Annotated in this window: 18 protein-coding genes; 10 read left to right on the forward strand and 8 right to left on the reverse strand. The window is 37.7% G+C overall.

Annotated features, from left to right (window positions below):
* Window positions 1–23 precede the first annotated feature (23 nt).
* A complete protein-coding gene (locus ATE49_RS05610) occupies window positions 24–1,133 on the reverse strand; it encodes an acyltransferase family protein (protein WP_065081355.1) in 1,110 nt (369 codons plus the stop codon).
* Window positions 1,134–1,314: 181 nt separating this feature from the next.
* Between ATE49_RS05610 and ATE49_RS05615 the strand changes: the two genes are divergently transcribed.
* Together ATE49_RS05615 and ATE49_RS05620 are read left to right on the forward strand one after the other, a co-directional pair.
* Window positions 1,315–2,376, forward strand: coding sequence for a sensor histidine kinase (locus tag ATE49_RS05615; RefSeq protein ID WP_065081356.1), 1,062 nt, complete (start codon window positions 1,315–1,317; stop codon window positions 2,374–2,376).
* Window positions 2,369–3,070, forward strand: a complete 702-nt coding sequence (locus ATE49_RS05620) for a LytR/AlgR family response regulator transcription factor (protein WP_065081357.1) — start codon at window positions 2,369–2,371, stop codon at window positions 3,068–3,070. The genes ATE49_RS05615 and ATE49_RS05620 overlap by 8 nt, the downstream gene beginning before the upstream one ends.
* Window positions 3,071–3,073: 3 nt before the next feature.
* Here the strand turns inward: ATE49_RS05620 and ATE49_RS05625 are convergent, their stop codons facing one another.
* From ATE49_RS05625 to ATE49_RS05645, 5 genes are all read right to left on the reverse strand, one after another.
* Entirely contained in the window at window positions 3,074–4,018 is a 945-nt protein-coding gene (locus ATE49_RS05625; RefSeq protein WP_065081358.1) for an alpha/beta fold hydrolase, read from the reverse strand.
* A gap of 39 nt (window positions 4,019–4,057) precedes the next feature.
* Window positions 4,058–4,954, reverse strand: a complete 897-nt coding sequence (locus ATE49_RS05630; protein WP_065081359.1) for a 3-hydroxyacyl-CoA dehydrogenase — start codon at window positions 4,952–4,954, stop codon at window positions 4,058–4,060.
* Window positions 4,955–5,035: 81 nt separating this feature from the next.
* Entirely contained in the window at window positions 5,036–6,976 is a 1,941-nt protein-coding gene (locus ATE49_RS05635) for an oleate hydratase (RefSeq protein WP_065081360.1), read from the reverse strand.
* Between the two features lie 95 nt (window positions 6,977–7,071).
* Window positions 7,072–7,953 carry a helix-turn-helix domain-containing protein gene (locus ATE49_RS05640; protein ID WP_223200067.1) on the reverse strand — a complete coding sequence of 294 codons (882 nt, stop codon included), beginning with the start codon at window positions 7,951–7,953 and terminating at the stop codon, window positions 7,072–7,074.
* 218 nt (window positions 7,954–8,171) lie between these two features.
* Window positions 8,172–9,518, reverse strand: coding sequence for a DUF3472 domain-containing protein (locus tag ATE49_RS05645; RefSeq protein WP_065081361.1), 1,347 nt, complete (start codon window positions 9,516–9,518; stop codon window positions 8,172–8,174).
* 448 nt (window positions 9,519–9,966) lie between these two features.
* On the opposite strand from ATE49_RS05645, the gene ATE49_RS05650 reads away from it, so the two are divergent.
* The 8 genes from ATE49_RS05650 (at window position 9,967) to ATE49_RS05685 (ending at window position 24,661) form a co-directional block, all read left to right on the forward strand.
* Complete coding sequence (locus tag ATE49_RS05650; RefSeq protein WP_065081362.1) at window positions 9,967–11,148, forward strand: porin; 1,182 nt, start codon at window positions 9,967–9,969, stop codon at window positions 11,146–11,148.
* A 42-nt stretch (window positions 11,149–11,190) separates the two neighbouring features.
* On the forward strand, window positions 11,191–12,621 hold the full coding sequence (locus ATE49_RS05655) for an anion permease (protein ID WP_009087594.1): 1,431 nt from the start codon (window positions 11,191–11,193) through the stop codon (window positions 12,619–12,621).
* 16 nt (window positions 12,622–12,637) lie between these two features.
* On the forward strand, window positions 12,638–13,294 hold the full coding sequence (locus ATE49_RS05660; protein WP_059343778.1) for a succinate dehydrogenase cytochrome b subunit: 657 nt from the start codon (window positions 12,638–12,640) through the stop codon (window positions 13,292–13,294).
* 202 nt (window positions 13,295–13,496) lie between these two features.
* Window positions 13,497–15,413, forward strand: a complete 1,917-nt coding sequence (locus ATE49_RS05665; RefSeq protein ID WP_065081363.1) for a fumarate reductase/succinate dehydrogenase flavoprotein subunit — start codon at window positions 13,497–13,499, stop codon at window positions 15,411–15,413.
* A 17-nt stretch (window positions 15,414–15,430) separates the two neighbouring features.
* On the forward strand, window positions 15,431–16,180 hold the full coding sequence (locus ATE49_RS05670; protein ID WP_045181535.1) for a succinate dehydrogenase/fumarate reductase iron-sulfur subunit: 750 nt from the start codon (window positions 15,431–15,433) through the stop codon (window positions 16,178–16,180).
* Between the two features lie 204 nt (window positions 16,181–16,384).
* Entirely contained in the window at window positions 16,385–21,403 is a 5,019-nt protein-coding gene (locus ATE49_RS05675) for a translocation/assembly module TamB domain-containing protein (protein ID WP_081278414.1), read from the forward strand.
* Window positions 21,403–23,739, forward strand: a complete 2,337-nt coding sequence (tamL, locus tag ATE49_RS05680; RefSeq protein WP_065081364.1) for a translocation and assembly module lipoprotein TamL — start codon at window positions 21,403–21,405, stop codon at window positions 23,737–23,739. Before ATE49_RS05675 ends, tamL begins: the two co-directional genes overlap by 1 nt.
* Before the next feature lies 1 nt (window position 23,740).
* Entirely contained in the window at window positions 23,741–24,661 is a 921-nt protein-coding gene (locus ATE49_RS05685) for a YihY/virulence factor BrkB family protein (RefSeq protein ID WP_059343782.1), read from the forward strand.
* Between the two features lie 37 nt (window positions 24,662–24,698).
* Here the strand turns inward: ATE49_RS05685 and ATE49_RS05690 are convergent, their stop codons facing one another.
* Together ATE49_RS05690 and ATE49_RS05695 are read right to left on the reverse strand one after the other, a co-directional pair.
* The gene (locus ATE49_RS05690; protein ID WP_065081365.1) at window positions 24,699–25,364 is read right to left on the reverse strand and encodes a hypothetical protein; all 666 of its coding nucleotides are present in this window, start codon (window positions 25,362–25,364) and stop codon (window positions 24,699–24,701) included.
* A gap of 38 nt (window positions 25,365–25,402) precedes the next feature.
* Window positions 25,403–26,158, reverse strand: a complete 756-nt coding sequence (locus tag ATE49_RS05695; protein ID WP_065081366.1) for an SDR family oxidoreductase — start codon at window positions 26,156–26,158, stop codon at window positions 25,403–25,405.
* Window positions 26,159–26,299: the final 141 nt, after the last annotated feature.

Raw genomic sequence — 26,299 nt, forward strand, 5'->3', positions numbered from 1 at the left:
TAGCAAAATTAGAACGGAGCCTGCTATGATTTATTCAGAATTTTATTTTTAATCCGTGATGCTGGCTTTTCAATAGCATAACGGTAAAAAAGCCCGGTCAGGATGCTGGCAGCTAAACAGATTAAAAGCATAAGCATTCCTGAAGCAGAAATTTGCATATCCTTAAGAAATAATTGGATAATGTGGATAACACCTTTGTGAGAAAGGTAAATTGCATAAGATAAGCTGGCTAGCTGGTAAGTAATCCACGAATAAGAGCGGGACAGAAATGATGATTCCGAAACTGCTGATAGTACAACAATACCAAAGCTTATAGCAACAGCAGTAAACCCGAAAATAGATGCCTGCACAGATGTCTGATCGTTGCACAGCCAAAGCGAAAGGCATAGAAGAATTACTCCACCAAAGAAAAGTCTGTTTCCGTTGAGATGAATGAAATTTCTGAATATGGATGAATTTTGAAAAAAATAACCGATAAGCACACCAATAGCCAGGCTATCCAGTCGGGTATAGGTAGGGTAATAGATCTTCATATACCACTCCAGCCAGAATCGATCGGAATTGATATTTGGAATAATGTATTCATTCCATGCTGTAAAACGAAAGAATATAGAAATGATAATAAGAAACGGAGCAAGCCATTTTATCCACGAAAGTGTTTTGGTTTTTATTAAAAGCAAAAGTGAAAAAGGCAGTACTAAGTAAAATTGTTCCTCGATGCACAAAGACCACGCATGTGAAAAAGTTCCTTTGTTAATAACGTCCAGTCCGTAATTTTGGGTAAAGGTGATGAATTTCCATAATGGGGATAATGCTTCTCTTTCCCGGAAGACAGGAATACAGAAATATAGAAGCAAGGTAAAAGCATAAGGCGGAATAATCCTGAAAAAACGTTTAATGTAAAATGATTTCAAATGGATATTGTGGAAAACTTTGATGTTGTTGAATAACTGACCAGATATAAGAAAGCCGCTAAGTACAAAAAATAAATCCACACCTATCCAGCCAAATCTGCCAATAGTATCTATCCAGTCCGGATGGCTAAAAGCCCGGTAATGATACATGAGTACTAATACAATAGCTAATGCTCTCAGATGGTCTAATCCGTTTAATCTTTCAGATGATGTCTTCATTGTTTTCCGGCAAAGTTTTGAAAATAACAGACAGGATTTTGTTGGTACAGACAGACGACATTAATCTGAATGTGGATAACTCTAAAAATCGTTTGACACTTTATTGATGTTGTTCGCCCCTGATTGATCAGATTTTATCACCGGAGTGTTGATTGTAGAAACAGAATTTTTAATTTTGAGCATGATAAAACCGTTATCCGGAAATTCTGGAAGGCAGACTGTATATTTTCAGATATTCTTCTGGATTGCTTTATTTCTGCTTGTTACCGCCAGAAACTATGGTGAACACGATAATCCCGATTTAAAGGAAATGATTATCTATGATTTTTGCCATTGGATTTTTCAGATTATAGGCGCAAATTTTATCTATTATATACTTGTCCGGAAGTATTTTGATAACAAAAGGTATGTTGCTTTTTCAGTATATCTGTTATTGTCGTTGTATTGTATATCTGTTATCAACAGGTTGTTTATTGTATATGTTGCTGAACCTTTTTTTGTGAGTTATCCACAGGATAACCTAGTTAGTATTTTCACAGATTTAAAATATCTTCTTTTCCACTATACACTGCCCATAATTACCGGAGCTTTTATTTTTATCTCTGTAATGTTTATGCTGAGGTACAGAAATGAAAAACAAAATCATGAAAAATTGATGAAGGAAAAGACGGAACTGGAGCTTCATGCATTAAAATCCCGTTTGAATCCCCATTTTTTGTTCAATACCCTGAATAATATTTATTCATTGTCATTGTTGGATTCGGAGAAAACATCTGAATCGATTAGCCGCCTTTCGGATATTCTGGATTATATCTTATACAAAGGCCAGGGGAGGATGGTTACTGTTTCCGATGAATTGACTATAGTCAATCATTATATTGAATTAGAGAAGCTGCGATATGATGAAAGACTTAAACTGAATTTAGAAAAACAACTGAATAGCCCGAATATTATTCCGCCATTGATTTATCTTTCGCTTGTGGAAAATGCTTTTAAGCATGGAGCAGGTAAGATGACGGATGGAGCAGAAATTAATATTGATATAAAAGCAACTCCGGAAGAATCGGTTTTGAGAATTGAAAATACATGTCCTGAAAGTATGGAAGTTAATAACAGAGGGATAGGTCTGGATAATATAAAAGAGCAACTGAAATTGTATTATAACAATAATTTTACATTTAGTATTTTGCACAGGCAGAACAGATTTATTGTAGAACTGATTACTCCGGCCTTTCATGATTAATTGTATTATAGTAGATGATGAGCCTTTGGCTATAAAACTTTTGGAAAATCATATTTCCAAAATCGAAAATCTGTGTATTGTCGGAACTGCAAGAAATGCTATGGAAGCATACCGGTTATTGCAGGAGCAAACGGTTGATCTTATGTTTCTGGATATTCAGATGCCTGACCTAGATGGAATAGCGTTTTTAAAATCCTTATCGCAGAGACCCAAAACAATTTTTACAACAGCATACCGTGAGTTTGCATTAGAAGGCTTTGAATTGGAAGCTGTTGATTATATTCTGAAGCCCGTAACTTTTGAACGCTTTTTTCGCTCTGCTGAACGGGTGCTAAGAAATGACCAGAAAGAAGAAGTTGCTGAATTTATTATTCTGAAATCTGAAGGTTTACAAAGAAAAGTAATATTGGCAGATATAGTTTATCTGGAAAGTCAGGGAAATGATGTCAAAGTTTTTTTGAAAAATAAAACGGAATTTATGACGAAAGCTACGATGGCAGAAATGGAAATATATTTATCCGCTAAAGGCTTTCTGAGAGTTCACCGATCTTTTATGATTAATACAGAATATATTACTGCGTTTGGTTATGATGAGGTTGTATTAGGTGTACAGTCTGTTCCGGTAGGAAGGAGCTACAAAAAAGCTTTTGACAATTTTATTCAAAACTTTTTTTCAAAAGGACTCCGTGGATAACTTTTAAAGATGTTTTTCAATCCAGTTGATAATATCGTGGTAAACAGAATGTTTATCGGTTTCATTAAGGATTTCGTGGCGCATTCCTGTATACAGTTTCATGGTAATATCTTTAAAGCCATCTTGCTCCAAATCTGAAACGGTTTGCTGAATGCCTTTGCCGAAATTACCAATAGGATCATCGCTGCCACTAATAAATAACATTGGGAATGTCTGGGGTAATGTTTTTGCCCAGTGTCTGTCTGTTGCTTTTACATTAACCGACAGGAGTGTATAAAAACCATTGATACTGAAAAGAACACCGCATAATTCATCCTGTAAAAAAGTCTGTCGATTGTTTTTGTCGACACTCAACCAATTGGTTCCGCTTTCATTAGGTTCGTTTTTAAAACGCAGGTTATTTTGTTTATTGAAAAAAGTGTTGATAAATCTACTGCGGTAATGGGGCGTTATTTTATTAAGAAGTGCAGAAACCGCTTTCCCTAATTTTGCACCGGGAACTTTTCCGCCAGTTCCTACAATAATAGCTCCGTTAAATCGTGAACCTGCCTGCTGTAATAAACAACGGGCAATAAAAGATCCCATAGAATGTCCTAACAGAAAATGTGGAACATCCGGATATCGTTTTTCCAGATAATCAGCTATGTTTTCAGCATCGTTTACCACCTGTTGTGCAGGATTACTGATCTGGAAGAAACCTAACTCTTCAATGTTTTTAGCTGTTCTGCCATGCCCTAAATGGTCATAGGTAATAACAGCTAATCCCTGCTCTGCCAGATATTGTGCAAACTCCATATAACGTCCGCTGTGTTCCTGCATGCCATGCAAAATCAGAAGGGTCGCTTTTATATTTTCATTTTCCGGTCGAAATAATGTATAATAAGATTTTGTAAGCTTACCTTGTGTTATTCCGTTGTGCTGGAGATAATCTGAAGTTTGTATAGCCATATCAGGGATTAACTGTTATAAAAATAAGTTGTAGCTAATTTACTTTAAAAAATCATCTTTCTTATAGGCCGGATTGGGATAAGTATAAAATCCCTCACCAGTAGAAACACCCAGTTTGTTCTTATCAATAAAGTTTGTTTTCAGATATTCCACTGTTTTTATTTTCAACGGATCATTTGTAGCATCTGCTGCCATTTTGTTGATGTTGTAAGCTGTAGTAATCCCTACAATATCCAGAATCCCAAAAGGACCTGTCGGAGCTCCGGTAGCTACCATCCATGTTTTATCTATTGTTTCCGCATCAGCTACTTCATTTACCAACAGGTTGGTGGCAGCGCTTAGTAAAGGAACAAGTAAAGAGTTTACAATGTATCCGGGCTGTTCCTTTTGTAACGGAAGCGCAACCATGCCTATGGCTTTTGAGAAAGCAACAACATCATTGAAAACATTTTTATCTGTACCCGGATGTCCCATAATCTCGGCAGTATTGTGCTTCCAGATTTCGTTGGCAAAATGCAGTGCCAGAAATTTCTCCGGCCGGCCAGTGCTTTCTGCAAACTGACTCGGTAACATTGTAGAAGAATTAGTAGCAAAAATCGTTTTTTCTGGTGCTACACTTCTTAGCTTTTCATAGAAGTCAATTTTTATTTTCGGACTTTCCGGTACAGCTTCAATCAATAAGTCAGCATCTTTTACTGCCTCTGCCAGATCTGCTGTATACTGCAGGTTTTTGAACGCAGCATCAAGTTGCTCCGGTGTTGCTCCCAGATCGGTTTTATAAGCTTCACTCAGAATACTGAATTTGGCTTTTGCTTTTTCCAGTACTTCATCATTAATGTCATATACTGTTACATTGAATCCGTGAAATGCTGTTTGGAATGCGATCTGGTAACCTAATACGCCGCTTCCTGCCGCTGTTATGTTTTTAAAGTTCATTGTACGTGTTTTTATAATTTGTTATTTAGTGTAGATAACCGGAAGCAGCAATCAACAGATTGCCGCTCCCGAAATTATAGATTATCCTCTTATTCCTTTTACCCATTCTCTGAACTTATTTACATGTTCAGCGATAAAGGATTCCTGTTCTTCTTCCTCAGCTGCACCGGCAGGTAATACATGTTCAAAGTAAGTTCCTTTAAGGACTTTTCTCAACAAGCCTTCACCTACAAATGGTTTGTCATCGTTCAGTGTTTTTGCTGCTTTCAGCAGGTGTCGGATATCATACTGTAACGGATTGATATCAGGAACCTGTTTGTTGAGGTTTAGTAATTTGTAGACAGCAATTCTGGCTGTTCTCACAGAACTTTCCATTGTAAATACCACATCATTATTGGTTTCTACAAACTGACCTACCAGTCCCAGATTTTTACAGCCTTCAGGCACTACTCTAGGACGATCACCTTTAGCTCTTGGCATAAACATAGAGGTTATATAGGGCATGAATGCAGTTCTTACAATTGTATTTTCCTGTACATTTTCCAGCTGATCTTCAATACCTAAATGGTAGCATAACTCTGCAAGAATTTCATCTCCGGTACATTCCGGCATAGGCTTTTTGATATAGTTTCCTTCTTTGTCCATGAATAAGGCATATACCCAAAGTACAAGTATATCATCCGGCTGTTCCGGGAAGTGTGGCTGTCTGTTGCAGGTAAAGCTCATCAGCCAGTTGGAATCTGTAATGGTAATAATACCACCGGTAACAGTTTTTCCGGAATACGGATCGTTAACAGAGTACTCTTTCAGCTTGTCGATAAGGGCTGAAGGTTTACAGGTAAGCGTTGCAGATTCCCATGCAGACTTCTCGATATTGCTGCAGAATTTCTCTGGTTTCCCGAAAATTTCTGATTTTGCAGCCAGGTTTTTCCATAGTTTCCATCCGGCACTTTGTCCGCTTGTGCTGTTGTCTATACCAATAATAGGAGCAGTTTTATTATTTCCGTAGAAGGTATCTTCCGTCATAGAACCTGTGGTTACAATAACATAGTCATTCTTACCAACAGGGATTTTTACTTCTTTGCCATCCTGTTCGGTGATAATTCCTTCTACCACCTTTCCTTCGGTATTGATGTGGATATCCAGATCTTTTACCAGAGTGTTCAGATGGATATTAACACCTTTTTCCTGAAGGAATTTACGCAGAGGAGTTACGAAAGTATCGTACTGGTTGTATTTAGGGAATACCAGTGAAGATAAATCATTCAGTCCATCTATAGCGTGAAGAAAACGGTGCATGTAAAGTTTCAGTTCCAATAAGCTATGCCAGTTTTCAAAGGCAAACATCGTTCTCCAAAAAGTCCAGAAATTACTTTTCAGGAAGGATTCGCTGAAGTAATCCTCAATAGTTAAATCGTCCAGTTCTTCTTTATTTTTCAGAAGTAATCTGATAATAGCTAACTGGTCCATTTTATTTAGACCGAACTTACTAAAGTCTTTTATCTCACCTTTATTGTTGATTAACCGGGCTTTTGAATAATTGGAGTCGTTATCATTAATTAATCTGTATTCGTCCAGTACACTGTAAGGAGCCGGCATTTCTAAAGCCGGGATATCCTGAAATATATCCCAAAGATTTTCGTATGTCATGTCCATTTCACGACCACCACGGATAATATAACCATCTGTCGGATTTCCGGCGCCATCTAATGAGCCGCCATCGATATGCAATTGTTCTAAAAAGGTGATGTTTTTTGCAGGAACATGTCCATCGCGTATAAAATAATAAGCTGCCGACATACCTGCAATTCCACTGCCTATAATGTAAATCTTACTATCATTATATGATTGTGCAGGAATCCCTTTGTTTCTCTGATAATTTCCAATCTGATCAGAAAATGGCATTGATTTTTGCGGGGTGTTTCGTTGCTGCTCTTTACTGGAATCCGGTTCATGGTTTACATGTCCGTATTCAGAAGAAGCATTAAGTACTTTGTCGAATTTTGAAGTTATTGGGTTCATATTGCAGTTGTTTGTAATTCTTGTAACGAAGTTACTGCCATATCGGGCTTTTACTGCAAGCCAAAGTTCGCCAAAGTTGTACTCAATTTCCTTCTTTACAAATTTTGCTGTTTTCTGTATTCAGTAGGTGATAATAAAGAATAACGTTTGAAAAATCTTCCGAAAGCCGATACGGAACTAAAGTTGAGCTGATAGGCTATTTCAGTAAATGTAAGTTCTGAATCATTCAATAATATAAAAGCTTCTTTTAACAAGCTTTCATTGATGATTTCATGGGGCGTTTTTCCGGAAGCTTTTTTTACTAATTTAATGAGGTGTTTTCCGGATATAAATAAATGATCTGCGTAATACTGAATATCTTTATGACGGATTACATTACTTTGTACTAACTGTGTAAATTTCAGAAACAAATTGTTCCCTTCGGAAAAAGCCTCTTCCGGAATGTTTTCTTTCTCAGAATTAATTATTTCTGCAGTTTCTAATAACAAATTAAATATTATTGTGCGTACAATGTCTTCAGAGAAACGTCCGGTTATACTGGTTTTGTCCTGCAGGTATTCCAGGAGTCTGAGTAGCTTAAATGCCTGATCCTGGTCAGGGCTGATAATACTGAAAGATAAATTCCGGAACAGTCCCAGCTTCTCAATGAAAAAAGGATCTATAATATTCTTTAGCAGAAAATTTTTGTCAAAAAACAAAAGTTTCATTCTGAAGTCTTTGCTGGTTTGCAAAAACTTGATAACTGTTGATGGTGCTGAAACCAGAAAACTATTTTGGGTTATGTTGTATTTCTGATTGTCTATTTCCACATCGGTATAGCCTTCTGTACAGATGCAAAAGGCATAGAAATCTATACGAAAAGGTGTTTTTGGAAACTGAAAAATAGGATTTCCTGAAGATATATAATAAGGCTTATGACAATTGATGCCATAGAATGAAAGTGTTTCCTGCAGGTTCTCGTACATTCTTGTTTCCATATTGTGAAAATCCGGTGGGCAGTCAGAAATGACCAGTTTAAATAATTAGTTTTCAAAAACTACTAATTTACGTTTTTTACGATTATGACGGAAGATTTTATAGGTGATATTCGGCATAAACAGTACTTTTTAAAGGAATGATGAGGCTCATGAAAAAAGCCTGTTATTACTTCCTGAGAGTAATAACAGGCTTAGGATATTAATTTATGAATATTGTTTTAAGGTAATGTAGAAAAATCTATATCAGGCGCTTGTGTAGGGGCGGTTACTGAAAACTGAGTGCCTGGTGCTACGATAGTACTAAAGAATCCTCCATTTTGCAGGAAGAAACTGTTTCCGTTTGTTCCGCCCATAGCATCAATTCTTTGTTGTGCATTATAAGTAGCATCTACAGTAAACTTAGCTGCAGAAACAGCCTGCCAGTTTCCTGCTGATGTTCTTACCCATTGGTTTTTAAACTCAGCTTTTCTTCCCATATACCCGTTTTCAGGATTAAAGTTCTCCACAAAACTATAGAAACCTTTCAGGTAAGTGCTGGTTTGAGGTCTCTTCCAGCTGGCGATAAGCTTCCATGTCGTGGTATCTGGTGAAAGAAACCATGCTGTATAATCTGTTTTACCAGTACCATCCGGTTCTCCTTTCAGTAAGAATTTATAGGTTTGTCCGGCGGTCCAGTTGTATTTATAATAACTCTGTCCTCCTGAGCCTTCATTACCAAACTCACCAATGGTAACACCGCTTCCGGCTCTGTTTAATACTATTTTATGATCCGGCGGAATATTGTTCGGATCATCTGTAGGGAAAGGACTCCATACTGAGAATAAAACTCTTCTTTCCGTAGCAGAATTAACCTGAATACCAAAATAACCTTCGCCAAAACCGTTAGCCATAAAGTAAGAGCCGATTTTATCTTCTCCAACCGGAACCGTAACTTCATTATAATAATAGCTTACATTGCTGCTGGTAGGAACTGTATAGCCTAAGTGACATGAAGGTCCTCTGCGTGCCCAGTAATAATAAGAGGTGTCGTTGCTGAAAATATTGGTTCCTGAGGCTGCGTTACCACTAAATGTAATGTCTGTTACATCGGCGAAATAACCACCTGTTTTAGATACGCCCTGTAAATCGACTTTTACATAACCCGGAGTAGAAATATTGAAATCTCCCGCAGTGTAACTGGTGTTAGCAGATCCGGTTAAAGTAACGTTTTTAGAAACATTTCCTACAGTGACTTTTACAACACTGGTTCCGGACGGAACAGATGCTTTTAATCCAATGCTTAGGGTTCCGGCATTACTCACTCTGAAATATGTACTGATAACAGAATTGGAATTTGTCCAGTTACCCAGCTTTGTAGAAGTAATCACTTCGTTGGCTCCGGAAGGTTTTACTGTTAAGAATGAATTTCCTGCAACAGGTACACTGAATGTAGAACCTGCAACAGCTCCCGAAGCTTTAGCCTGTGGTGAAACAGAATCTTCTGCTGTCATGTTGTTTTCTCTGCACGATTGGAAAGCAAACAGTGCAATACCCAAGAAGGTACCGGTTAATAGTTTAGATCTCATAATTTATTGTGATTTAGTTTACTGATACTAAAATAACTATTTTTTTAAATAAAACTAAAGTTTATTCTATTAAATATTGATTTAATGACAAATAAAAGCTTTTGATTGTTGTGAAAAGTTAAATGTCTAAATTCGGAATAATGGTGAAAAAATGTAGAAATACAGAAAAGCAGGACGGGGGTAGATTACTGTACCGCAAGGGCTAAGAGTAATTTTATACCTTTAACTTCTAATTTAGAATCAATTTAATTATATTGTTATCAAATAATTATTAATTTTAGTTAATTTATTAAAATAATATACATAATAAAAGTTTTTAGCTATGTAATAAATCATATGTCGACCTGAAATATAACAGGTCGATATACTTGAAAAAGGAGAAGGAAAATCGGAACTTTAAACAACAGAAATAACAAATGATTAGCCTGCTAATCTCAAAAATTGCTATATGAGTAATAGGAAGTATCGAAAATTTATTTTTATTCCCTTATTATTGGGAGCATTTTTCAGTAATGCACAAACCAAAGATTCAGTAAAGGTTCCTGCAAAGGACTCATTAACTGCTAAAAAGCAAGAGGCTGCTGAAGTAAAGTATCCTCAATTTCAATTCAAAGGCCTTTTTCAGGCACGCTATCTGGTGGGAATGACAAAGGATGTAGATGTAAATGGTCTGCATCATAGTGACCACAGTGGTACCAGCAACAATTTTATGATCAAGTATATGCGGGTGCAAATGAAAGCGCAGATCAGTAAACGTACTGAGGTTGTTGCGCTTGCTAACCTTGCTGATTTCAAAAATGATCCTAAGGGTCGTGTATTGGAGAATGCATACATCAAGTACACCTTCAATCCTAAAATAGCCATTACCGTCGGACAGTTCCGTCCATGGTTTGGTATAGAAGAAACTTATCCTGTAGATATTATCAAATCATTGGACTGGTCCAATCAGTATACAGAGTTTGGAAAACTGGGATGGACAAGTTTCCAAATTGGGGCCTCTGTCGGCGGGCAGATGCAACTTGGTAAAATACCTTTCCAGTATGCGGTATCCGTAGTTAACGGAAACGGGAAGAATCAGATCAATGACAATGATAATGGCAAACAGTATTCAACACGTTTGGTTTTCGGGTTGGCTCCTAAATACAATTTCAATATTGGATTAAATGGTGGTGTAGGTGAGGTCTTCAGTAAAAAAGTATATGCAGTCGGAGTAGATGTTACCGGAGATATTCAGTTTGATTCCCGCTGGAGTCTGGATATGCAGCTGGAAGCTAAACAGGCAACCAATCATATATTATACAATTCTCTTGCTGAAAACGTAAGGACTTCCAATCCGGACGATTATCTGGTACGGGGTATTTATTTTCTTCCTAATTTCAGATATGAGATTAACCACAAAAATCTAAGTGCTTTAGAATTCTCTTGCCGTTATGAATATCTGGATAATAACTTCCGCCGGGATTCTAACCCTCGGCAAACTATTACTCCAATGTTCGGGCTGGAATTTCTGAAAAATTATGGTGCAAGGATACAGTTGGGAGTACAGATAGACCGCTATAAAAAACAGGTGGAAAATACCAATCAATACAACAATAATCTGTTTATTGTTCAGGTACAGAGCCGATTCTAGTCAAAATAAAATCACATAGAAATAATAAACAAAAATATACTCATGAAAGAGATTAATATCAAAAACGTTGCATTTACTTTTGCAATAGCGTTAATCATCTGGTTTATTCCGGTTCCGGATGGTGTGACCCCGGAAGCATGGCACTTGTTTGCCATCTTTGCAGCAACTATTTTAGGAATTATCCTAAAGGCAGCTCCTATGGGAACGATGTGTATGATGGCTATAGGTTTTACAGCGCTTACACAGGTATTGGCTCCCGGAGATGCCGGTAAGTCGATTACTAAAGCCCTTACCGGATTTGGAGACAAAGTGATCTGGTTAATCGGGATATCCTTCTTTATTGCCCGAGGATTTATCAAAACGGGATTAGGAAACCGTATAGCCTTTTTATTTATCCGGGTTTTCGGAAAAAGTTCTCTTGGACTTGCTTACGGATTAGGTTTGGCAGATATGTGTCTGGCACCGGCTATTCCGAGTAATACAGCCAGAGGTGGTGGGATTATTTACCCGATTATGAAGTCTATGGCAATTAGTTTTGGTTCAGTGCCGGATCAGCCGGCAACCCATAGAAAATTAGGATCTTTCCTTACGCTGAACAGTTATTACATGAATTTGATTGCTTCTTCAATGTTCCTTACCGGTACAGCGAGTAATCCGATGTGCCAGAAATTTGCAGCCAATCTGGGAATAGATATAACATGGATGTCATGGGCAGTAGCTGGTTTTGTGCCAGGGTTGGTGGCTTTCTTTGTTGTTCCTTTAGTGCTTTACAAATTATATCCGCCTGAATTAAAGAAAACTGATGGTGCTCAGAAAATGGCAGCTGATAAGCTTAAAGAAATGGGTGCGGTTTCCAAACACGAATGGTTGATGTTACTGGCTTTCTTTATTTTATTATTCTTGTGGATTTTTGGAGGCTCTCTTTCTATAGATGCTACAACTACTGCTTTTATCGGACTTACATTACTTTTACTAACTTCTGTGCTGACATGGGAAGATGTGAAATCTGAAAAAGGTGCATGGGATACTATTGTATGGTTTGCAGTGTTAGTAATGATGGCCAGTTCTCTTAATGAGTTAGGATTTATTGGCTGGTTTAGTGATTTGATTAAAGTGAAAATCGGAGGATTGAGCTGGCAGGTAGCCTTCCCGGTTATTATACTGGTATATTTCTTTAGCCACTATATTTTTGCCAGTGCCACAGCTCACGTAGCAGCGATGTATGCGGCTTTATTAGGAGTAGGTGTTTCTTTAGGAATCCCACCAATGCTGTTAGCAATGATGCTGGGTTTCATGGGATCTATATACGGTGTACTTACACATTACGGACATGGTCCGGCTCCGGTATATTTCGGTAGTGGCTATGTTGAACTAAAAGCATGGTGGCTGAGAGGTCTGGAAATAGGAATAGTTTTACTCATCATCTATATGGTCGTAGGAGGTCTGTGGATGAAAGTACTGGGATATTATTAATCAATTAATTATAATTATGCTGAATACACTTTCAAGAAAAATGCTGATGTGCCTTACAGGGCTGTTCCTGGGTTTCTTTTTGCTGATTCACTTTTTGGGAAATTTACAACTCTTCCTTCCACAGGAGCAGGCGCACTTACAGTTCAATGCTTATTCTCACTTTTTATCCGGAAATATTGTTATAAAAATTGTTTCACTGGTTCTGTATACCAGTATCATTTTACATGCAATAGACGGGTTGGTGATTACTATAAAAAATAGAAAATCTGGCGGTACTTATCAGTCTGACCGAAGAGGCAGAGCCAGTAAATGGTATTCCCGTAATATGGGGATATTGGGTACGCTGATTCTTATCTTTCTGGTGATCCATTTTCAGAATTTCTGGTATGTCTATAAATTCGGAAGTCTTCCGCTGGATGATAAAGGAAACAAAGACCTGTATATTCTGGTAATAACAGTCTTTAAAGAATGGTGGTATGTGGTTATCTATGTAATTTCTATGATTGCGCTTTGTTATCACCTTATCCACGGGATTTACAGTGCTGTGAGAACTTTGGGGTTATTCCATCCTAAATACGTGAAATGGATTAAAATAGCAGGAATTGCTTATTCGGTAATTATTAGTGTCGGATTTGCGCTAATGCCTGTCTATGTATTTCTTACCGTTAAATAAAAATATAATAACATTCAAACCACATAGAGTTTTATGATTAGAAAAGATTCTTCTTTAGGAATACATAGATTTAAGAAGCAAAGCTTCTTGCTACTGTTTTGGGAATTTATTTCCCTATGTAACCTTCGTAGAATATCCTATTGTATCTATGTGGTAAGAGGAGGTGAATGTGTTTGATATTAATTAAATAATAAAAGAGCAAATGATGTTAGATTCTAAAATACCAAAAGGCCCGTTAGAAGAAAAATGGGAAAACTATAAAAAAACAGCTAAACTGGTAAACCCTGCCAATCGTAAAAAATTGGATGTTATTGTCGTAGGAACAGGATTGGCGGGGAGTTCGATTGCGGCATCTCTTGGCGAACTGGGGTATAATGTAAAAGCTTTCTGTTTTCAGGATAGCCCGCGTAGGGCACACTCTGTTGCTGCCCAGGGAGGTGTAAATGCCGCTAAAAATTATAAAAACGACGGTGACAGTGTATACCGGATGTTTGTAGATACATTGAAAGGTGGAGACTTCAGGGCACGTGAAGCCAATGTCTATCGTATGGCAGAGTGTTCCCTTAATCTTATAGATCAGGCCGTGGCTCAAGGTGTTCCGTTCGGCCGGGAATACGGAGGATATCTGAATAACCGTTCTTTCGGCGGTGTGCAGGTAAGCCGTACATTCTATGCCAGAGGACAAACCGGTCAGCAGTTATTACTGGGTGCATATCAGGCATTGATGCGACAGGTAGGTAAAGGGAGTGTAGAATTGTTTTCCCGTCACGAAATGTTGGATTTGGTAGTGATTGACGGAAAAGCACGCGGGATTATTGTACGTAATCTGGATACCGGAGAAATAGAGCGGCATGCAGCACATACCGTTGTGTTGGCAACCGGAGGTTACGGAAAGATTTATTATCTCTCCACTTTGGCAATGGGCTGTAATGGCTCAGCGATATGGCGGGCGCATAAAAAGGGCGCATTAATGGCTTCTCCAAGCTGGATACAGATTCACCCGACTTCATTACCGCAATCGGGAGATTATCAGTCAAAATTAACACTGATGTCTGAATCTTTGAGAAATGACGGAAGGATTTGGGTGCCATTAAAAAATGGTGAAACCCGGAAGCCAAATGATATTCCGGAAGAAGAAAGAGATTACTATCTGGAAAGAAGATATCCTGCATTTGGAAATCTTGCACCAAGAGATATATCATCTAGGGCTGCAAAAGAGCGAATTGATGCAGGCTTCGGAATCGGACCACTGAAAAATGCAGTTTATCTGGATTTTTCTAAAGCTATAAAAGAACAGGGAAAAGCAAAGATTAAAGAGAAGTACGGAAACCTGTTCGATATGTATCTGAAAATTACAGGTTACGATGCTTATAAAGAGCCTATGATGATCTCGCCATCTGCGCACTTTTCTATGGGAGGATTGTGGGTAGACTATGAATTGATGACTACAATTCCCGGGCTATTTGCCTTGGGTGAAGCTAATTTTGCGGATCACGGAGCCAATCGTTTGGGAGCTAATTCTCTGCTTCAGGCTTCTGTAGATGGTTACTTTATAGCTCCTTATACAATTGCGAATTATCTTTCGGGAGAAATTCATACCGGGAAAATATCGCCTGATCATCCTGAATTTGAAAAAGCTGAAAAAGAAGTAAAAGATCAGATTCAGAAGTTTATGGAGGTTAAAGGAAATAAGACTGTAGATTATTACCACAAAACTTTGGGTAAACTCTTGTATGATTATTGTGGCTTAGCAAGGAATGAAGAAGGGCTGAAATATGCGATAGAAGAGATTCGGAAGCTGAAACAGGAATTTTATCAGAATGTTACTATTCCGGGAGTTGGGGATAAGATGAACGGAGAGCTGGAGAAAGTAGGAAGGGTTGCTGATTATTTTGAAATCGGAGAGCTGATGTGCTATGATGCGCTTACCCGAAATGAATCTTGCGGTGCACACTTCCGGGAGGAATATCAGACCCCGGATGGAGAAGCGCTTAGAAATGATGCTGATTTTCAGTTTATTTCTGCATGGGGCTGGAAAGGAGAGGAGCAGGAACCGGAGTTGGTTAAAGAGCCTCTTGTTTTTGAAGAAATACAGCCTGTAGTACGTAGTTACAAATAATTTAAATCTAAAAAGCTATGCAATTATACCTTAAAATATGGAGACAGAAAGATAGAAATGCTGAAGGGAAGCTGGAAGAATATAAACTGGATCAGCTGAATTCTCATATGTCGTTTCTGGAAATGCTGGATACGCTGAACGAAAAGCTTATTCTGGAAGGAAAAGAACCTGTAGAATTTGATCATGACTGCCGGGAAGGGATTTGTGGTCAATGCGGAATGATGATTAATGGCATTGCTCACGGACCACTAAAAAATACAACGACCTGTCAGTTGCATCTCAGATCTTTTGAAGATGGTGATACTATTGTGATTGAACCATTCCGAGCTGCGGCTTTTCCTGTAAAAAAGGATCTTAAAGTAGACCGTTCTGCATTAGACCGAATTATTGCTTCTGGTGGATTTGTGTCTGTGAATACCGGACAGGCTCCCGATGCTAAAACAATTGCAATTACCCATCAGCTGGCGGAGGAAGCTTTCGATGCAGCAGCATGTATCGGTTGTGGTGCATGTGTGGCGACCTGTAAGAATGCCAGTGCTGCTTTGTTTACTTCAGCAAAAATTTCACATATGGCGCTTTTGCCACAAGGAAAAGAAGAACGAAATGAAAGAGTTGTGAATATGGTAAAACAAATGGACGAAGAGCTTTTTGGACACTGCTCCAATACAGAAGCCTGCGAAGTGGAATGTCCGCAAGGTATATCAGTTCTGAATATTGCCCGTATGAATTATGAATACAGCAGAGCATTGTTTTATAAAAAGAACTAACAAATATCAAATAGTAATGAAAACCCTCAGAAATGAGGGTTTTGTTATTTGGAAACCGGAGAAACCTCTCAGGTTTTCAAAACCTATGAGGTCTAAGAAGAGAGTGATAATATTGTGGATTTGTAATCTGTGATTCAAAATGTAAAGTTGTTTAGTTCGTCTGTAAAGCTTAGGTTTAGTATATTTGTGTAAACACAAACAAGTTTGAAGCTGAAAATAAATAAAAAGAAACTTTTAAAACGAACGATTATAACCATTATTTCTATAGTGGTATTTTTCAGTTTATTGATACTCAGCTTAAGACTTCCGGTTGTACAAAATTTCATTAAAGACAGACTTGTTGTATATCTGGAGAACAAAATCAAAACAAAAGTAAGTCTCGAAAAAGTATACGTAGCTTTTCCTAACAATCTGCAGTTAGAGAATCTTTATCTGAAAGGGCAGGATGTAGACACACTTCTGGCAGTTAGAAAACTGGACGTGGGACTGAATATGATGAAGCTGATGAGTTCTACAGCAGATATTACCTCTATTGATTTGGAAGGAGTTAATGCAAATGTGGTAAGAAACCGGGACGGTAAATTCAATTTTGATTACATTATCAATGCTTTTGCAACGAGTGACAAAGAGGAAAGCTCTTCGAAGCCGTTTATTATTTCTCTTAACAAAATAAAACTTAAAGATATAGGGGTAACATTCAAAGATCAGCAATCCAAGAATGATATTAAACTATATTTTAATTCTTTTGATACCCGGGTAAAAACATTTGATTTACAGAAGAATAATTATGCTGTAGGCGATATTAATCTGGATGGTTTAAAGCTTAAACTGAAACAGGATCTGGTGGCCGAAGTTTCTGAAAAGGTTGGAAAAAAAGTAGATTCACTGAGTAAGCAACAGCCTATGAAAATTGGTCTTCAGGGAATTAAGCTGACCAATTTTAACATCGACTATGGTGATGAAAATACCAAGACATTTGCAAAAGTATTATTCAAAGAACTGAGTACAAAAGTCAATCAGCTGGACCTGGAAAATAATGCTTATAATATAGATAATGTCCTGCTTGCAGGTGCAGATATCCGTGCAGATCTTTATCTGCCAGCCAAAAAAGAGGATCCTAAAAAAGTACAGGAAAGTTCTGCTGGTTCCGGGAAAGAAAAAGCAATGAAAGTATTGCTGGGTAATCTGAATTTTAATGATGTAAAAGTTGTTTATAACAATACCGCTGTGGTTCCAAGTAAGCAGGGAATGGACTACAATCATCTGAACTTTTCCAGAATGAACGTAGATGTCCGTAACTTCAAAATGGAAAATAATGAGTTTGCAGGAACGGTGAAGTCTGCTGAGATTAAGGAAAGCAAAGGACTGGATATTCAGAGGCTGACAACTAATTTTACATATGGATCAAAAGAAGCTTACCTTAAGAATCTTTACCTGCAGACATCCAAAACTGTTTTGCGGGATGAGGTTGTCATAGGTTATGACTCCGTCGAACAATTAACTGCCAATCCGGGAGCTATAAAAGTATCCGCAAGTATCCGTGACTCCAAAGTTGGTTTTTCAGATATACTGAATCTTGTTCCTACGCTCAGAAATACTGTTCCGTTCAATAAATATCCTAATGCGGTACTGTTGGTAAATGCCAATGCAAAAGGAAGTGTCAACGATCTGGTGATTCAGAGTTTTAAGCTTTCAGGTATTGATCAGCTAAAAGTTGCAGCTTCCGGCCGGGTAAAGAATGCCATGAATCCGGATAAGCTCTATTATGATCTGAAAATTGGAGAGCTTTCCTCTTCTGATAAGACAATTTATAATCTGGTTCCAAAGAATACAATTCCGTCGAATATCTCATTGCCTTCATTTTTCAGTGTAAAAGGTATAGCGAAGGGAACAACGAAGAATGTAAATACAAATTTGAATCTTACTTCTGCTTTTGGTAATGCAGAGATTATTGCACAAGTGGATATGCGTCGTAAGAATCATGAGTTATACGACGTGAATGCAAATCTCCATAATCTTCAAATTGGTAAGATTATTCAGAATAAAGAAGTAGGAGCGATCACTGCAAAAATTGCAGCTAAGGGGGAAGGTTTCGATCCTAAAAGCGCAAAAGCAGATATAAGAGGCTATGTAAACTCAGCAGTATATAAAGCTTATAATTATCGTGAGATGGACCTTACGGGAAAAATAAATCACGGTGCATATAGTTTAGCTTTAAATTCTAAAGATCCGAATGCTAATATGAATCTTGCAGCTTCAGGAGTTTATAACGAAAAAAATCCTACAGTAAAAGTAAATGGAGCGATTACCAAACTGGATCTGAATAAACTGGGATTCTATGAGAAGCCTATGATTGTTGCCGGAAAACTGGATGGTGATTTTAGTAACCTTAACCCGGATGAATTAAACGGCTCACTCAACCTTCAGAATTTTGCCATTTCAGATACTAAAGAAGTTTTTCCTATACAGGAAGTTAATTTTAAGGCTATATCCACAAAGGATTCAAACGAATTGAATCTGAATTCGCAAATTGCGGATATAACGCTTACCGGAAAATATAAACTGACACAAATCTTTGGAGCACTTCAGCAGACGATTAATCAGTATTATCAGTTTCAGAAACCTGGTAAAGCTCAGAAGATTCAGCCCGGACAGCACTTTGCCTTCAATGCAAAAATTAAAAATGATAATCTGATCCGTAAGTTTGTTCCTGATCTGAAGGATTTCGAAACCATAACACTGAATGGTAATTATGATGCAGATTCCCAGAAAATAGAGGTGGACGGAAGAATTCCGCAACTCCAATACGGGGAAAATAGCATTCAGGGAGGAACTTTGAAAATTACCAATGAAAATCAGGCACTGCAATATAATCTGGGTGTTGCTTCACTGAAGAGTTCCAGTCTGGCGCTGAATAAAATAAGTGTTGTCGGGGATGTAGCAAACAATACAATCAATTACAATATTACGACTAAGGATGCGAAAGATGCTACACAATTCCTGATTGCCGGAACAGCAAAATCGTTAAACGATATTACCGAAGTTTCACTTAATCCAAACGGATTAAAACTAAACTATGATGATTGGACGGTAGCTGAAAATAACAGGATCCAGATAAGCAGTAAAGGTATTCTGGCCGATAACTTCAGACTTTCCAATGCAGGAAGTGAGATTTTATTACAATCAGAAAATAATTCGCCAGCCAGCCCATTAAATGTTTCATTAAAAGATTTTAAAATAGAAACGATAACAGAGGCTATAAAAAAAGATTCACTTCTGGCTAAAGGAACGATTAACGGTACAGCACAACTGCGTGATCTTACAAAGAAAATGACCTTTACATCAGACCTGAATATTTCGGATCTTATGGTTTATGGAAGCCCTGTAGGAAATGTTGCCGTGAAAGTAAAAAACAATTCAGCTAATATTCTGAATGCCGATGTTGCACTTTCCGGAAATGATAACGACGTGAAAATACTGGGTGATTATAATATTTCAGCAGGTACTTTCGATATGAATATGGCAATTAATCAGCTGCAGATGAAAACCGTTCAGGGATTCTCTATGAATGCTATTCATCATACTGAAGGCTATCTGTCCGGAAATCTTAAGCTGGCAGGAAGTACTGATAAACCCAATATTTTAGGAAAAGTAAAATTCAATAAAGTAGGACTCGAAATTGCAAAAACAGGAAGTGATTTCAGAAATATTGATGATGAGATCGACTTTACTAACAGAGGTATAGAATTCAACCGTTTCAAGGTTAAAGATAAAGACGGAAATGCTCTGACAGTAAACGGACAGGTGCTGACCCAGAATTACAGAGATTTTGCATTCAACCTGAATGTGAATGCCAAAGACTTTAAGGTTGTAAATTCTGAAAAAACCAATGATGCCATGATGTACGGAATTCTGGCAATTGATGCAGGATTGCGTATCCGTGGAAATCTTGATTTGCCTAAAGTGGAAGGGAGGCTGACAGTTGCCGAGAATACAGATTTTACATTTGTATTGCCACAGTCGTCACCTGCGTTACAGGAAAGAGACGGGATTGTGGAATTCGTAGATCAGGATCAGGTAGTACTGAATAAAACAATAAAAACAGATTCTCTGAATGCCCAAAGCCGGATTAAGGGAATGGATGTAAGTGTGAATATCGAAGTGAATAAGGAAGCGAAAATGTCCATTGTTATTGATAAGGCTAACGGAGATTTTGTTAAACTTCAGGGTGAAGCACAGCTGACAGGCGGTATAGATCCTTCCGGGAAAACAACTTTGGTAGGAGTATATGAAGTAGAAAAAGGAGCTTATGAACTTTCTGTAAGTATGCTGAAACGTAAATTCGATATTCAGAAAGGGAGTACTATAACCTGGACCGGAGAACCAACGGCAGCTATTATGGATATTACAGCTGTCTATAAAACGGAAACAGCTCCAATTGATCTTGTAGAGCAGCAGGTTAATCAGGGAGAAACCAATCTCTTTAAACAAAGAATGCCATTTAATGCGTTATTAAAGATGAAAGGGGAACTTCTGAAACCGGTATTGTCTTTTGATATTACAACTGATGAAAATAACAATTCGGTAGCAACAAATGTAAAGCAGTTGGTAGATGCGAAACTGGCACAGCTAAGACAACAGGAACCGGAAATGAATAAGCAGGTTTTTGCGTTATTATTACTGAACCGGTTTATTGGTGAGAATCCGTTCCAAAGTAGTGCAGGACTTTCGGCAGAAACTATGGCGAGACAAAGTGTAAGTAAAATTCTTTCTCAGCAGCTGAATAATCTGGCTTCGGATCTGATTAAAGGAGTTGATTTAAATTTCGGTCTGGAATCTACAGATGATTATTCTACCGGAAATAAAAATACAAGAACCGACCTGAATGTGGATATCAGTAAGAAGTTGCTGAATGACCGTTTGAAAGTGACTGTAGGAAGTAATTTCGGACTGGAAGGACAAGCCCGCCAGAATGAGAATATGACGAATATTGCGGGGGATGTAACAGTAGATTACAGCCTGTCCAGAGATGGAAGATATATGCTGCGTGCTTACCGCAAAAACGATTATCAGGTAGCTTTACAGGGGCAGATTGTGGAAACCGGAGTTGGATTTATTATCACATTGGATTATGATAAGTTCCGTGAAATTTTCCAGAAATCTAAGAAAGAGAAAAACAGAAAAGTAAGAGATAAGAAAAACCAAGTCGTAGAATTTAAATAATGAAGAAAAATAAATTCCATATCTATTATAAATACTGGCTTGTCTCAGGAATAGCTATATCTCTGTTTTCGTGCAGTGGTACAGGTTATCTCAGAGAAGGACAAAATCTTTATACGGGAGGTAGTGTTAAGATCGAAAGCAAGACGATTTCAAAGAATGATAAAAAAGAGCTGTTGACAGCACTTGAAAGTAATCTTACGCCTAAGCCCAATCCTTCCATATTAGGGATGCGTCCTAAACTATTTTTCTATAACATTACAAAAGAGCCCAAAACGGATAAAGGATTCCGTTACTGGATGAAATATAAACTAGGACAGAAGCCTGTGTTACTGGGGGATGTCGACAGAGAATTCAATAAAGATATCATTGAAAACTATTCAGAGAATAAAGGCTATTTCAATGCAAAAGCCACAGACAGTGTTATTGTTAAAAGCAAAAAAGCACAGGTAATTTACACTGTAAAGCCGGGAGAAAGATACCTGATTAGTCAGGTGAAATTTCAGAAAGATTCCAGCCTGATTAACAAGGAGATTCAGAACAATACAAAACGTACACTGCTAAAATCGGGAAATCCATTTGACCTGGATATTATAAAGGCAGAAAGAGAACGTATCGATAACCGTTTGAAAGAAAAAGGTTTCTATTATTTTCATCCGGATAATATCATTGTTCAGGCCGACACCACAGTTAGCAAAAACCATCAGGTTGAGTTGAATGTAAAACTAAAGGATGATACTCCGAAATTGTCGAAAGAGCAGTTTTCAATAGATAAGGTTGTCGTTTTTCCTAATTACAATCTGCAGGATGTAAGAAAGGGTATGTATAAGATTCCGATGAGTGAAGATTCTCTGGCACCTTATGCTTACAAGAATATGTATGTGATAGATCCTCAGCATAAATTTAAGCCTAAGGTTTTTGACAGAGCTTTGTATTTTGAAAAAGGTGATCTTTATAACCGTACCAATCATAATCTGTCCTTAAACCGTTTAATCAATTTGGGAATATTCAAATTTGTGAAAAATGAATTTGTTGTTTCGGATTCGTTGAAAAATAAGTTTGATGCCTATTATCTGCTGACACCAAGGCAAATGCAGTCTTTGCGTTTAGAAGCCCTGGGGCGTACTAATTCCGCAAATTATGGTGGTAGTGAACTGAATCTGAACTGGACACACAGAAATATTTTCCGTGGTGCAGAACAATTTAAAGCAGCTGTTTATGGAGCTTTTGATCTGCAAATGGGAGGAGGTGACGGTGCTAAAAACATGTTCCGTGCCGGTGTCAATACTCAACTTTCTATTCCGCGTATTGTAGCGCCTTTCCGTTTTAATTCTTCCAGCGAGTTTGTTCCGAGAACTAATATCAGTTTGGGGTATGAGTTTCAGAACAGAAGACAGTATTACACACTGAACAATTTCAATGCATCTTTCGGCTATAGCTGGAAAGAAAATGCCAGAAAAGAACATGAGCTAAAGGTTTTTGATGCAACTTATGTTTCACCAACGAATGTTACGGCCACTTATGACTCATTAACAATAGCAAATCCTGAATTGAAAAGGGCTATTGAAAGACAATTGGTTTTTGGGCCGACTTATACTTATACCTATACCAATACCATGCAGCCAAAGACTAATACGATCTATTATCGTGGTATGGTGGATCTGGCAGGTACTCTTACAGGCTTGTTTACGGGAGCAGATGCCAAGGCAGGGAAAGAAAAGAAAATTTTTGGAATACCTTTCAGTCAGTATATTAAAGTAGAAAACGATTTCAGATTCTATCACAAATTCGGAGAGAAAAGTATGTTTGCATCCAGAGTAATAGCCGGGATAGCTTATCCATATGGAAACTCAGCAACGGTTCCTTTCTCCCGTCAGTTTTTTGTAGGGGGAAGTAACAGTATCCGAGCCTTTAGAGCCAGAGCTCTGGGGCCGGGAAGTTTTGACCCGAGAAGAAATAATCCTAATGGTCAATTTTTCTTCGATCAATCCGGAGATATTAAACTGGAAATGAATGCTGAATACCGTGCAAACCTTTATAAATTCATTAACGTTGCAGCATTTGTGGATGCCGGAAATGTATGGTTGGTGAATAGCAATCCGGATTTACCGGGTGGGAAGTTTTCAAAAGATTTTTTAAGCGAAATAGCAGTAGGTGCAGGTGTTGGTCTGAGACTGGATTTTTCTATTCTGGTACTAAGGCTGGATCTGGCGATGCCACTGAGAGTTCCTTATTATGAAAAAGGAAAGAGATGGACTTTGGACAGGATTAATTTCGGAGACAGCCAATGGCGGAAAGATAATCTTGTATTTAATATAGCAATAGGATACCCGTTCTAAGATGTTTAAACATATTAAATTTTTCTGGGAAGTTCTGAGAGATACCTTTACGGAGTGGAATGACTCTTCTGCGATGAAAGATTCTGCAAGTCTGGCTTATTATGCAATATTTTCCATTCCCGGTCTCTTAATCATTATTATCTGGATTGCCGGAAACTTCTTTGGTGAAGAGGCTATTCGTGGAGAGATAAGCGAACAGATCAGTGGATTCATGGGTACAGATGTAGCTAAAAGTGTAGAAAGTCTTATAGCAGGTGCACTTATAGATAAGCAAAATGTTTTTATGAAAGTTGTCGGTGTAGGTGCTTTGGTATTTGGTTCTACAACCTTATTTTTCCAGTTGCAGCATTCACTGAATACACTTTGGGATATACAGTCAGCACCCAAAAAAGCTTTACTGAAATTTCTTTTGGATAGGGCAAACTCGCTGGGAATGATTCTTATTCTTGGATTCTTGCTTATGATTACCATGATTTTATCTTCATTAATCAGCTTATTCAACAACTGGATTACCCAATATTTTGGTTTCGAAACCTATATGCTTGTAGAGCTGGTGAATTTTGCTATCGGTTTCGGACTGGTGATGCTTCTGTTTGCTCTGATGTTTAAGGTTCTTCCGGATGTGCAGGTAAGCTGGAAACCGGTGTGGAAAGGTGCTTTGCTTACAACTATACTCTTTACTCTGGGTAAGTTTTTATTAAGCCTTTATTTCGGAAAAGTAAAACCCACTTCAGCATTCGGGACTGCTGGAACAGTTATTCTGATTATGATGTGGATCAATTATACCTGTATGCTTATTTTCTTTGGGGCGAAATTTACCAAAGTATATGCCTATAAAAAAGGTTATAAAATTGTTCCGTCCAAACATGCTAAATGGAGTCAGGCGAAGCTTTATGAGGAAAGTCTGAAATCTGAAAGCTAATTATAGAATCTTCCGAGCTTAATTATTCTGTACTGGGTTAGTAATAAAAATAAACCTTTGGTTTAAATTTAATCTCAGTAGCCTTATAAGTATCCATTGTTACTTTAGGAAACTTATAAGTATAGGTTTCGAATGAACTTGATTCCTTTTTAGAATCCTCAATGTCATCACAACTACCTGTATCTTTTGCAATATTAATTTTCTGAGTGGAGAAATTAATATCATAGGTGTAATCGAAGTCACAGGTGTCCCAGTATCTGTATTTAGAACCAATCAGATACCAGTCGTTATTCTGGTATCTGAATATTTGTTTATAGCTTTCAGTTCTCCTGGAATTGTTATGAATTTCATGTTCAATAATAAGTGTGTTGTTCTTAACACTGATACCGATTAAAGGAACTGAGCTTTCTTCAAAACAAAATCCACATTCTTTACTGTCCCATAAAATATTTGTATTCTTTTTGAACAACTGATATTGGTTGTTGCTGTCTTGTCTCAGAATATAAAGAACCCTTTTATAATTCTTTTTGAGATCTTTTGTCTGGTTGAGGTTACATACAATTACTTTCTCATCCCTTCCGTCTTTATCAAGATCACCATATACTGTTTTTACTGCTATACAATTTTTCGGGAGCTGAAAACCTTGTCCGGAATATAAGGAAAGTGATAGGCTAAATAAAAGTAAGGAGAAGCAATATTTCATTATTTGGTTGTATTGATTCTCCAAATATAGTGGATTATTTAGGAGCTGATGACCGAAATTCCTGCATCAACCGCTAATTCTGCTCCATGGATATAAGAGGCTTCCTGCGAAGCCAGAAAAAGTACAGCATTGGCTATTTCGGAAGGTTCACCCTGCCTTCTGAACGGAATTGTAGGAATAAGATTCTCTATAGCTTCATCAATTTGCTCCTGATTCAGCCCTGTATTATTAAAAATATTGGTTTTAATATGTCCGGGGCTGATACCGTTTACACGGATGCCTTTTTCTGTAAATTCGGCGGCAAAGGTTTTTATAAATGATTGTACAGCTGCTTTGGCAGCAGAATAAACAGAGAAATAAGGTGTTCCGGTTTCGGTGACAAAAGAAGTATTAAGAACTATAGAACTACCGGATTTCATCAAAGGGAGAATCTGCTGAACTGTAAAGAAAGTTCCTTTTACAAGCATATTGAAAAGCTCATCAAAATGTGCTTCGTTGGCCTGTTCCACAGAGGCAAACTGCCCATAACCGGCATTTACAAAAAGTAAATCGATATTGTTAGTAAATTGCTTTACTTTTTTCTGCAGCTGGAAAACATCCTGCATATCTCCGGCATTGGATACTATTCCGAATGCTCTTTCGCCTAGCCGGCTTACGGCTTTATGTACCGAAGCATTACTTCTGCCCGTAACTATAGCGAATCCGCCTTCTTCTATAAATTGTTGTGCGGTAGCATAGCCCATACCGTTGGTTCCTCCTGTAATCAGAGCAAATTTATCTTTGAATCTTTGCATGACATTTTATTTATAATTCTGATACAAAGATTGGCACTAATATACTGCAATAAAACCCGAAACTTGCGGAATTAATTATGAGTGATGAATAGTGAGTAGTACTTGGGAATATAGGACTTTAATATATAAATCTTATACCTT

The organism is Elizabethkingia miricola (assembly GCF_001675285.1).
GTDB classification, from domain to species: domain Bacteria; phylum Bacteroidota; class Bacteroidia; order Flavobacteriales; family Weeksellaceae; genus Elizabethkingia; species Elizabethkingia miricola.